Here is a 12,204-nt window from a genome sequence, read left to right as displayed (position 1 = left end):
CCTCTGGAGGTGTGGCGAAAACTCAAAAAGAATTTTTGACGGGGTGGTTAAACAAAATTTATTAATGATATAAACAAAAAATCCCAAAAAAAGCTCCTAAAAATATGGTTCCAAACAAAATAAAACATCAAAAAATTCGTAACTTCCCCTCTTTAAAAATTATAAAAAAATGACTTCAAAGGAAAAAGTAGCTGCGCTTCGTGAAGAAATGCAGAAAAATAATGTTGATGCATTTATAGTATATTCAGCAGATCCGCATATGAGCGAATATCTCCCGGAAGAATGGCAGGAAAGAGCCTGGCTGTCCGGTTTTTTAGGATCTGCAGGTTTTGTCGTGATTACAAAAGATAAGGGCGGATTGTGGACAGACGGAAGATATTACACCCAGGCGGCAACCGAACTGGAAAATTCAGGAATCGACCTTTTCAAAGACGGATTGGAAGAAACTCCCAACTATATCGACTGGATCATCTCTGAAATTCCAGCAAACGGAAAAGTGGCAGTAAATGCATTGGCAACTTCTCACGCCAACTGGGAACTCCTTACTCAAAAATTAAACTCAAAAAATATTACGCTTGTAGATTCTCCTCTTTTAAAGGAAATCTGGAAAGACAGGGGAACACCATCAAAAAATCCAATCTTTGTGCAGCCGGTTGAAAGAGCCGGAAAATCTGTTGCAGAAAAAATAGCGGCTATTCGTCAGAAAATGGAAGACCAGGATGCAACGGTTCATATCATTTCAAGCCTTGATGATGTTGCCTGGACGTTGAATTTGAGGGGGAGCGATGTGGAAAGCAATCCGGTATTTTTAGGATATATTGTCATTACAAAAAACGACGCTATTCTATTCACAGACCTTGAAAAAATGCAGGTGGAATCCAGAAAGCAAATGGATGATGCCTGGGTGAAAATGCAGCCTTACGAAGAATTTTACAACTGCCTGAAAGGATTTAAAAATGAAAAAGTCCTTGTTTCTCCAAACAGCAACCAATCCATATTTGAAGCATTAAAATCTGAAAATCAGTTTATCAAAGGAGCTGTTCCCGGAAATCTGATGAAAGCCCAGAAAAACGAAACGGAGCTGGAGGGTTTCAGAAAAGTAATGGTAAGGGATGGCGTAGCGATGGTAAAATTCCTTTACTGGCTCACTCATAATGCTGGTAAAGAATCTATGAACGAATATTCCATCGGTGAAAAACTAAAAGGTTTCCGTGCGGAAGGCGAAAATTTTGTAGGTGAAAGCTTCGGAAGTATCATCGGGTATAAAGGAAATGGAGCAGTAATTCACTATTCTGCAAAAAGTGAAGGAAGCAAAGAAGTTACGAATGATGGAAGCATTTTGGTGGATTCCGGAGGCCAGTATCTTGAAGGAACTACGGATATTACAAGAACTCTGGCTTTAGGTGCGGTTTCAGATGAATTTAAATTGAACTCTACGCTGGTTTTACAGGGAATGATCAGATTATCGATGGTAAAATTCCCGAAAGGGACACGTGGTGTTCAACTGGACGTTATCGCAAGACTGCCTTTGTGGATGAACGGGAAAGATTATAACCACGGAACAGGCCACGGTGTTGGAAGTTTCATGAATGTGCATGAAGGGCCACAAAATATCAGAAAAGACATGAATCCGCAGGAACTTCTTCCCGGGATGGTTTGCTCCAATGAGCCCGGATATTATGTAGAAGGAGAATACGGAATCCGTCATGAAAATCTGATTGCCGTAAAAGAAGCTGAAACTACAGGTTCCGGAACTTTTTATGAATTCGAAACATTGACGTTTTGCCCGTTCTTTAAGGATACAATTGTAAAAGAAATTCTTTCCGAAGAGGAAATCGAATGGCTGAACAGCTATCACAAAACCTGCGAGGAAAAAATAGGACCGTTTTTAGAGGGAGAAGTAAAAGACTGGTTCATGGAATTAGTAAGCCCAATCTAAATTGTGAATAGTAAGAGTTAATTGTGAATTTAAATTTTAAATAAACATTTTTAACCGTTAAGATTATTAAGGTTTAATCTTAAATATCAAAATAAATAAATGTCTTGCAGAATTTTACTGCAAGGCATTTTTATTCTATACAACCGTGTTTTTACGGTAAAAGATCCAGTGTTTATCCTGATAATGCGGAAAATGTTTGTTGTTATCTTTGTATCAACAAAAAACATCATTTCATATCTTCATAAACATTTTAGTAAATTCAAAAGCGGAAAATCATCTCAGTTCTTGAGATGATTTTTTTGTTCCGATCGTAATCCTTAGTCAAGCTCAGCATAAATTACAAGCGGTAATAGATCCAATAAAAATCATCACAATAGATAAACCATATAGTCCGGTGCCATTAAAAACCTTAAATTTGCATCATGAATAACGATACCATTTGTGCGCTGGCTACGGCCAACGGAGTGGGAGCTTTGGGAATTATCAGAGTTTCCGGGAATGAAGCTTTACCGATAGTTCAGAAAAGTTTTCCTGCTAAAAATCTTGAAAAACAAAAATCCCATACCATTCACTACGGTTATTTTATGGATGGGGAAGAATCTATTGATGAGGTAATGCTGTCCATTTTTCTTGCACCGAAAAGCTTCACCACGGAAAATTCTGTGGAAATTGCCTTTCACGGTTCACCGCACATCGGAAAACGTATTCTGGAAACACTGATTAAAAACGGCGCCAGAATGGCGAAAGCGGGAGAATTTACCCTTCGTGCATTCATAAACGGAAGAATAGACCTTTCTCAGGCTGAAGCTATCGCGGATGTCATTGCCTCTGAAAATGAAGCGTCACGGAAAGTGGCTATTAATCAGTTAAAGGGCGGAATTACTAATGAAATATCACTATTAAGAACCGATCTGCTAAATTTTGTTTCTCTGATAGAGCTGGAGCTTGATTTTGCAGAAGAGGATGTGGAATTTGCAGACAGGACAGCTTTAAACCAGCTTCTTAATAAAATTGAATTAAAATTAAATTCATTGATTGAAAGTTTCCAGTACGGAAACGCCATCAAAAATGGAACAGCCGTTGCTATTATCGGAAAACCAAATGCCGGGAAATCCACTCTTTTAAATGCTTTGTTAAAGGAAGAGCGAGCGATTGTGAGCAATATTGCTGGAACAACGAGAGATACCATTGAGGAAGTTCTTCATATTAAAGGTCATGCTTTTCGCCTGATTGATACAGCGGGATTACGTGAAACTGTCGATGAAATTGAGGCTATCGGGGTGAAAAAAGCCAAAGAGAAAGTAGCAAATGCTAATATTCTGGTTTACCTTGCAGATGCGGGAACTGAAGACTTTTCTGAGGATATTGAAATGATAAAATCTTTGTTGAGAGATGACTTAAAGTTAATTATTTGCGCCACAAAAATTGATGAAGTTTCTCCGGCCATTTATGAAAAGGTAGAAGATGTCTTCCGAAGCGAGATTCCCCATGAATTTGATTTCATTAAAATTTCGGCCGTTGAAAATCAGAATATCCAGGATCTAAAGAATGAACTGTCTTCTTATGTGGAACAGTTAAAAGCTTCTGAAAACAATGTGGTTATTACTAATCAGCGTCATTTTGAAGCATTGCAAAAGTCTCTCGATGCTGTGCAAAAAGTAAAAGAAGCGATAACCTTCCAGATTTCTACCGAGCTTCTGGCTTATGAGCTAAGAAATGCATTGGAACATCTTGGAGAAATTTCCGGAGAAGTAACCAATGATGAAGTGTTGGGGAATATTTTTTCTAAGTTCTGTATCGGAAAGTAAACTCATCCCACCTACAACCAAAAAATCATAAAAATCAAAACATCAGATAGTGCTATCTGATGTTTTTTTACCATAACTAATTAGCGAATTAACTAAGTTTAGAATATATCTAGCTGTTAACTTAAAAGTAATCTGCTGGATTGATTAAATCCAACAGATTTGGGGATGAAAAAACAGTTTTTTAGAAGACTGTTAATTGTATCCATGTAATATTAATCCCTTATTACCATACAAAGATATTTTGAAATTCTTAAAATGTCCTTATAAAGCTTGTACTAGAAATACTACACGCTGTACTAAAATCTTTACAGTTATTCCGGGGATATTATTATCATTAAACGAGTTTTACAAAATAAGAAGTTGTCTGTCAGTTGTTTATTATTTCTTGTAAAATAAATTTTAATGTAAAAAATTAATTAAATATATCATTTTAACTAAAATGATAATAGTAATTATGTTATAAATAGAATTTTAACAATATGTTTGCCACGATTTAAAACTCTTATAAAAACTAACCTAACATAACCACCTAAAATGAAATGCAAAAAGTTATCTGCCGGCTTCATACTTTTTATGCAGCTCAGCTATGCACAAATAGGAATAAGCACCCCAAATCCGCAGGCTGCGCTTGATATTGTATCAAAAGACAGCGGAATCCTGATTCCCAGAATGACCGCTGCTCAAATAGAACAAATAAGTGCTCCCACAGAAGGAGAGTTGGCTTTCAGTACTACAAATACAGGTGCTGTTGTTAATTTAATTGGCTTTTGGTACTACGATGGAACCACCTGGAAACCTATTATTGCCAATAGTTCAGGAGGAATAAACATCTACAATTCTAATGGTACCCTTACAGGAAACAGAGTGGCAGCGATGAACGGGCACAGCCTTAATGTAGGACCCTCCAAATTATTCGTGAACGGAACTACAGACGGAAATGTAGGAGTCATGACAAGTACCCCGACCCAAAAACTTGATGTAAACGGCGGCATGAGAATCCGGAATTTAAGCTCAGGAAATGTTTTTACAACACTGGATGGTACCCTTAATACGGATGCATCGGTAGTGTATCATTTGGGAGATATAAGATTTTCATCACGTACGGCTGATCACAATGGCTGGTATCTGCTGGACGGAAGAGCTTTAACTTCTCTTCCGGCTAATGTTCAGGCAAGAGCAGCGGCATTGGGTATCTCAGGAACACTTCCTAATGCAGCAAATAAATATATAAAACAGGGAACACCAGGAACTACCACAGGAGCAAGCAGTATTACATTAACAAAACAAAACATGCCGGACTTCACGCTCAGCGGAAATACTTCTTTTTTAAATCACGCGCATACCTTAATAAGTCCGGGAAATGCTTCAATAAGGGGAACTGATATTCCTCAAACATCAGCGGGTGCCGCCAACGTATGGCAGCTTGCAGGTGGGGCGCAGGCGGGATCAACAAATACCAGTCAGGCCTATACCTCTTCAGCTGAAGGATCGCACTCTCATACGATCTCGGTTCCTACAGGCGGAACAGATACTCCGATTGCCCTGAATCCGGGTTACATACAGCTTAATTATTTTATCTTTTTAGGAAACTAACAAAATTATGAAAACTAAAACTACAATACAGATAATGTCTTTTTTGGGTGTTTTGTTATGTACTGACACAAAGGTAAAGGCTCAAATAGGCTTTGGAACAAATAATCCAAAAGCAGCTCTTGAAGTAGCATCCGCAACACAGGGTGTTCTTATCCCGAGAATGACGGCTGCTGAAGCGGAAAACATTGCCAGCCCGAAGCTTGGAGAAATGATATATGCAACTACGAATAATGGAACCGTTATCAATAAAGAGGGATTCTGGTATTTCAATGATACTGCATGGGTTCCTTTTGGTACCGCTTCGCAGCTGAATTTAAATATATACAACAGTGACGGTACTTTAACAGCAAACCGTACAATGAATATGAACGGATACAATCTTTCATTTGATGCTGATAAATTGACCATTAATTCAAGTACGCAAAGGGTAGGCTTAGGAAACAGCTCGCCTCAGCATACTTTGGATGTGAATGGTAATGCAAGAGTCAGAAATCTTTCGAATGGAAGTGTGGTTGCATCAGCAGACGGAACCTTGGCAATAGGGCCTAAAGTACCTTACGGGACAGTAAAAGAATCTCTGAGATCAGCAGATCACAATGGCTGGTACAAAATGGACGGAAGAGCTGTTACAAGTTTGCCGGCTATAGCACAGACCAATGCTACGGCTCTGGGAATCAGCGGGAATCTTATTAACACAAACAATCTTATGATGAAGCAGGGTGCTGCTTTAGCTTCCGGAGGGACTTCCTCATTAAGTCTGTTGCGTGCTAATTTACCCAATTATACCATGACAGGGACAACTTCTGCATCAGCAGACCATACTCATTCTGCTACAGCTTCAGGATTTAATGTAATACCATCTGCTTCTGGGAACGCCTATTTCGTAAGATCAGGGAGAGGAACGGCAACGGGCACTGCAGCTGTAAACTTACCTTCAGGAGGAGCACATGCCCATACAGGGAACATTACTTCCGGAGGTACAGGTGCTGCTATCAGCATTATCCCGGAAAGTATTACTTATACTTACTTCATTTATTTAGGACAATAAATCAGAAACCATGAAAAAAATTATCATCATATCATTATTTTTAGTTTCTTTTCTTTCCATACATGCTCAAAAGAGCAGGATTGGAATAGGAACTTCTTCTCCACAGGCAGTTTTAGATGTGGTCTCAAATAAAAACGGAGTTTTGATTCCAAGGCAGACAGCTGCCCAGATCCAGGGAATACAGGCTCCACAGGAAGGAGAATTGGTATATGCTCTTACGGATGACGGAATAGCTATCAATAGAAAAGGTTTTTGGTTTTATCATCTTGGTGTATGGAATCCTCTTACAGAAAATACTTCGGGAAGTACTAATATTTATACTGTAGACGGAGCTTTTACCTCAGAAAGGCAGTTAACTCAAAACGGGATGTCTCTGAACTTTGGTCCCGGACTTTTATTTATAAATGGTAATGCTTCTACAATGGGAATTGCTACAGCTTCCCCTACACAGGCTCTGGATGTTGCAGGAGATGTAAGATTGCAGGATCTTGCAGGAACGGGTGCTGTTTTAGCAGACGCAGATGGGGTTTTGATCCATGATACGGCTTATTTTGATGTTGGAGATGTTAAGCCTTCGTATGCAGCAGCAGATCATGATGGCTGGTATTTACTGGATGGGCGGGATATTAGCTCTTTACCAACAGTAGCTCAGAATAATGCTACAGCAATATTAGGGATTACAACAGCTTTGCCGAATGCAGCGGACCGTAACTCTATCGGAAGTACATCAGCTGCGCCAGGAACAGTTACAGGAAGCAATACCATAACGCTTACAAGAGCAAATCTTCCGCTTTTTAATTTTGTTTACACTACAAACAATACAGGAGCACATACACATACAATGACTTATCAAAGAATTTTAGCTACTTCTGTGAATGGTGGTGGAAATAATATCCATGCATATTGGTTGTCAGGAACCCTGGTAGGAGGCAGCACCTATTCTTTAAGCAGCGCATCAAGTGGTCATAACCATACCTATTCACTGGCTTCAGGCGGAATTGCAGAGCCTGTGGACATTAGACCATCATCATTAAATTTTAACTATTTTATTTATTTAGGTAATTAGATTCTAAAGACACAAAACATAAGGACAGAAGTTCCCTCTGTCCTTTTTATTATTATTTTTAATTTAATATGTAAAACATAGTTTTTTACAAAAAGTTAAATTATTTTTGCGTAAATAAAGTATAATATAAATACATTGTATATTCTTTGTATGAAAGTTTATATTTTTAAAGCTAATGCGCGAAAAAATTTACTGTTTTATATTTTTTGTCTGCTGTTTATTTATTAAGGCCCAAAATTCCAGGGCTTATGATTCCATTTACACCAAAACATATCTGGAAACTTCACAAAAAGACATGAATGCTGCATTAAAAATTGCAGATTCTTTATTTAATGTCTCGGAAACTCCTCATTTTCAGACTAAAAGCCTTATGCTGTCGGCATCTCTGTACCAGCAGGCCGGAGATCTTAAAAAGTCGGTAAGCTACGCTGAAAAGTCTGCTGCTATTATTTCTGAAACCGATAATACTGTATGGAAAGCCCGGGTGTACGGATTTTTAGCTACCCAATACAGACTGCTGAAATTTTATATACTTTCAAAAAAATACATCCATAAAACGCTTGAAGAAAGCAAAAAAATTGAAAATCCGGAAGCCGCAAATTCTATAAACGGCTTGATGTATCAGGAATTGGCTTATTATCATAACGAACTGAAAAATTATAAAAAATCAATCAGCAGTATCCATAAGGCCCAGTTTTACTTTAACCTTACCAAAAAAGATAAAATATTTTTTACGACAAATAATGAGCAGCTTCTGGGGCTTAATTATCTGGGGCTTAAAAATACGGATCAGTCTCTTATCCACTACAACAAGGCTTTAGAACTTAATAAAACGCTTCCGGAAAGTTTTCTTACGGGGTTAATTTATAGTGGTTTGTCTAATGTTTTTATGGATAAATCTGATCTCGGAAAAGCGAAGGAATATCTTGATCTCGCAGAAAAAGTAGCGAAAAACTCCGGTTATCTGGAACTTAAAAGAGAAGTGTATGCAACCTCTGAAAAGTACTATTCAAAAACAAAAGAGTTTGCTAAAGTTGCTGAGGTTTCAGAGAAAAAAGATTCGGTGGAGGTACAGCTTTATAATAAATCTGCTCAGTTTTTAGATACATCGTATTCAAAAATAGACGGTGAAATAACGAAGTCAAAAGAAAGCAATAATCAAAAGATGATCATTATTTTTGTGGGGATTATTTTACTGATTGCGGGAAGCATCTATTTTTATTTTTATAAAAAAAGGCAAAAAACCAATATCGAGAGATACAAAAAAATAGTAAACAATTATAAAAGCCTGAAAAGTAAAAGTGCTGTTATTACCCCAACAGAAACCGTAACAAAAACGGAATCTGATCTTAAACCTGAAAAGGAAAAAAATGTAGTAATGACAGATCTTACCGAAAAATTATTGCTATCCAAGCTTCAGGAATTTGAAGAATCTACTCTTTTTACAGATAAAAATATTTCACTTTCTTATCTGGCGGCACATTTTAATACCAATACAAGATATCTTTCACATGTTATCAATAAATACAAGGAGAAAGATTTTAATAATTATATCAATTCCTTACGAATAAAATTCATTGTAAATAAGCTGGCTGACGACCCAATGTACGTGAAATATAAAATTGCAACACTGGCTGAAGAATCAGGTTTTTCATCGCCCAACAAATTTACAATGATATTTAAAAAAATAACTGATGTTTCCCCTTCAGAATACATCAGAGATTTACGAGAAAAGGTTCAGTGATTTTTGTATTAATGATGTCTTACACCTTTCTGTGATACTGGATGTCTTTGTATATAGCTTGGTAATTTTTCAACGCATTTTCATTGGTTTCATTGAAATGATTACCCGTTGAAGATATTTTTTGTTCAGATTCCGGAGTGTTGAAATGAAATTCCTTACCATTTTTATAAACTTTTCCTTCAAAGGTGCGGTAAAGCTGGTTTTCTTTGTAGGAATTTCCATCCGGCGCGGTAAAAGTCTTGGGTTTTTTACCGTTTTTTTTCTTTAGGCTTAAGAATGCTAAAGCTCCGCCTGCAAGTAGTGCTAATCCTATTTTTACTTTATTATTCATAATATTATATTTGATTTAAATTAAACAAATTACCTGCCATTAAAGGATTTCATTAATTTTAAATTTAGTTAGTAAAAAAGCCTCTCAAAAATGAAAGGCTTACAATTTTTTTATATCAAATAATTTATGGCTGACCGCTTCCTCCTGCAGCTCCATAGATCTGGCCTGTCGCGAAACTGGCATTATTATCCGCCAGCTGAACAAATATGGAAGCCAGTTCTGCAGGTTGCCCGGGTCTTCCCAAAGGAGTATCTTCACCGAATCTTTCAATATTTTCCTGTGTCTGTCCTCCACTGATTTCAAGAGCAGTCCATACCGGGCCGGGTGCAACCCCGTTTACACGTATTCCTTTTGGTCCCAATTGTTTGGCCAGTGATTTTACATAGCTGGTGGTTGCGGCTTTTGTCTGTGCATAATCATAAAGGTCTGCGGAAGGATCATATGCCTGGACTGATGATAATCCAATGATGGATGAGCCCGGCTTCAGATGGGGTAGAGCGGCTTTTATAATCCAGAACGGTGCATAGATATTGGTTTTCATAGTTCTTTCAAATTCTTCTGTGCTGATATCCAATATAGATTCATGCGTTTTTTGATGACCTGCATTGTTAACTAATATATCAAGCCCTCCAAGCTGCTCTACAGCCTGGCTTACGAGGTTTTTACAAAAAGATTCTTCGCGGATATCTCCGGGAATGGCAACTGCTTTTCGTCCGGCTTTCCGGATGAGCTCTATTACTTGTTTTGCGTCTGGCTCTTCTTCAGGGAGGTAGTTAATGGCGACATCGGCCCCTTCGCGGGCATAAGCAATGGCTGCCGCTCGGCCGATTCCGGAATCTCCACCCGTTATTAGGGCTTTTCTGCCCGTTAATCTCCCTGAGCCTACATAGCTTTCTTCACCGTGATCAGGGACAGGATCCATCTTGCCTGCCAGTCCCGGAAACGGTTGAAACTGTCTTTTGAAAGGTGGTTTGGGATACTTGGTTGTAGGATCGGTAAGGTTCGAACCTGTCATATCTGTTTTCTGATTCTGAGATTGTGCCAAAGCCCCTAGTGCAATTTTTCCAATAGCATTTCTTCTTGTAATTTGCTTTTCCATTATATAATATTTTGGTGTGGTTGATGTTGTTGTTTAATTTTCTGTCATATAACAGAAATTAATTATTATTTGCAAGTATAATACCATTATAGATGATTTTTATTCTTAAAATGTACCATTTTTATTGATTTTTTAAAGGGTTAGTAATTTTTTGGTTTGTTATTTGTAGTAGCTTTTTCATTATTTCTACTTCGATAATCATTGTAACCTTAAAAAACATATAAGATGATAATCAATGAAGATTTATTATTGGAATTTGGAGCGGTTTATGAGGATTTTGATGTAAACCAGACCATTTTTACAGAAGGTAAAAATGCCAGGTACTATTTTCAGATTGTGGAAGGCATTGTAGAGCTCAACAATTATCATGAAGATGGAAAAGAATTTACACAAAACATTTTTTCAAACGGGGAGAGTATAGGAGAGTGCTTTCTATTAAATGACAAGCCTTATTCTATCACAGCAGTTGCAAAAACAAAATGCAGAATCTTGAAAATCTCAAAACCGGATTTTATCAAATTATTAAATGCAAAACCGGATGTTTCCTTAGATTTATTCAAATGCCTTGCAGACCGGTTATCTGATAAATATTTCATGTTGTTCAATCTTGTTTCTCAGGATCCCACAACCAAAATAGAAAGTGTTATCAATTATTTTAAAAGAAACAGCAAAGGGATCAATCCTTTCTCTTTCCAGGTGCCGCTTACGAGACAGCAGCTTGCCAACCTCACCGGCCTACGCGTAGAAACAGTAATTCGAACTATAAAAAAGATGGAAGATGCTAATAAAGTAAGAATTCAGAACAGACGTATTTTTTGCTAGAACAGCATCAGGAAATAGATTTAATTTTAAGAAGCTAAACTTAATGTAGCAGAAATTGAAACAGCAATATAAAGCTCATTTCAATTTCTGCTTTTTATTTTATTTCTTTTTTAAACGAAAATTTTTCTGTTTTTAAGAATGAGAAATTTTTCCTTTTCCATTCTTTTGATTGCCCTGATCACAGTTTCTACACGAAGCCCGGTAATGGCCGCAAGCTGTTTTCTGGTAAGCTGAACTTCATAAGAGTATTGAGTCTGATCATCGCTGAAGCTTTTAAAATAATCAAAAACACCTTTTAGCCTGATTTTAGGATTGATAGATGAATTGTGCTGCATGATGATGAACTTCTGGTACAATCGTCCGGAAATAAATCGGTTGACATCAATAGATATTCTCGGGTGATCATCCAGAAGATTGAAAAAATTAACCTTCGGAAGTCTTATCACACTGCAGTCTTCCAGAGTAACCGCATTTACGGGATATGATTTATCCAGAAAAAGAAGAAGCTCACAAACGCTTTGCCCAGGATTCAAAATACTTTGAATAAATTCTCTGCCTTCCTCATCCTCATGATTGAGTTTTACCTTGCCGTGCATGATCTGATAATAATATTTCGGGATATCACCCTCACTGAAAATAACTTCTGAACTTAAGAAGTCGTGTCTTGTGGCTCCGTAAGAGAAGAGAAGATTTTCATCAATAACCTCTACTTTATTCATGTTTAATTGTTTGAATATGATCTTGCAAATATTAT

Annotated in this window: 10 protein-coding genes; 7 read left to right on the top strand and 3 right to left on the bottom strand. The window is 37.3% G+C overall.

Annotation, left to right across the window (positions count from 1 at the left end; all coding sequences use genetic code 11):
• The first annotated feature begins 169 nt into the window (after positions 1-169).
• The 6 genes from H560_RS0113680 (at position 170) to H560_RS0113655 (ending at position 9,198) form a co-directional block, all read left to right on the top strand.
• Complete coding sequence (locus H560_RS0113680; protein ID WP_027380570.1) at positions 170-1,939, top strand: aminopeptidase P family protein; 1,770 nt, start codon at positions 170-172, stop codon at positions 1,937-1,939.
• Between the two features lie 422 nt (positions 1,940-2,361).
• Positions 2,362-3,747 carry a tRNA uridine-5-carboxymethylaminomethyl(34) synthesis GTPase MnmE gene (gene mnmE / locus H560_RS0113675; protein WP_027380569.1) on the top strand — a complete coding sequence of 462 codons (1,386 nt, stop codon included), beginning with the start codon at positions 2,362-2,364 and terminating at the stop codon, positions 3,745-3,747.
• A gap of 534 nt (positions 3,748-4,281) precedes the next feature.
• Positions 4,282-5,340 carry a hypothetical protein gene (locus H560_RS0113670; protein ID WP_081413980.1) on the top strand — a complete coding sequence of 353 codons (1,059 nt, stop codon included), beginning with the start codon at positions 4,282-4,284 and terminating at the stop codon, positions 5,338-5,340.
• Between the two features lie 7 nt (positions 5,341-5,347).
• Entirely contained in the window at positions 5,348-6,388 is a 1,041-nt protein-coding gene (locus tag H560_RS0113665; protein WP_027380567.1) for a hypothetical protein, read from the top strand.
• Between the two features lie 10 nt (positions 6,389-6,398).
• Entirely contained in the window at positions 6,399-7,454 is a 1,056-nt protein-coding gene (locus tag H560_RS0113660) for a hypothetical protein (protein WP_027380566.1), read from the top strand.
• A 175-nt stretch (positions 7,455-7,629) separates the two neighbouring features.
• On the top strand, positions 7,630-9,198 hold the full coding sequence (locus H560_RS0113655; RefSeq protein ID WP_034752908.1) for an AraC family transcriptional regulator: 1,569 nt from the start codon (positions 7,630-7,632) through the stop codon (positions 9,196-9,198).
• A 19-nt stretch (positions 9,199-9,217) separates the two neighbouring features.
• Here the strand turns inward: H560_RS0113655 and H560_RS0113650 are convergent, their stop codons facing one another.
• A complete protein-coding gene (locus tag H560_RS0113650) occupies positions 9,218-9,529 on the bottom strand; it encodes a hypothetical protein (protein ID WP_027380564.1) in 312 nt (103 codons plus the stop codon).
• 124 nt (positions 9,530-9,653) lie between these two features.
• Entirely contained in the window at positions 9,654-10,628 is a 975-nt protein-coding gene (locus tag H560_RS0113645) for an SDR family oxidoreductase (RefSeq protein ID WP_027380563.1), read from the bottom strand.
• Positions 10,629-10,853: 225 nt separating this feature from the next.
• Between H560_RS0113645 and H560_RS0113640 the strand changes: the two genes are divergently transcribed.
• Positions 10,854-11,450: a Crp/Fnr family transcriptional regulator gene (locus H560_RS0113640; RefSeq protein WP_051289336.1), complete on the top strand. Its 597-nt coding sequence runs from the start codon at positions 10,854-10,856 to the stop codon at positions 11,448-11,450.
• A 110-nt stretch (positions 11,451-11,560) separates the two neighbouring features.
• On the opposite strand, the gene H560_RS0113635 is transcribed toward H560_RS0113640, so the two are convergent.
• Positions 11,561-12,169, bottom strand: a complete 609-nt coding sequence (locus H560_RS0113635; protein ID WP_034752906.1) for a Crp/Fnr family transcriptional regulator — start codon at positions 12,167-12,169, stop codon at positions 11,561-11,563.
• Between the last annotated feature and the right edge of the window lie 35 nt (positions 12,170-12,204).

The sequence above is a fragment of the Chryseobacterium daeguense DSM 19388 genome (genome assembly GCF_000430825.1).
Lineage (GTDB): Bacteria > Bacteroidota > Bacteroidia > Flavobacteriales > Weeksellaceae > Chryseobacterium > Chryseobacterium daeguense.
This window is presented reverse-complemented; position numbering and strand designations above follow the sequence as displayed.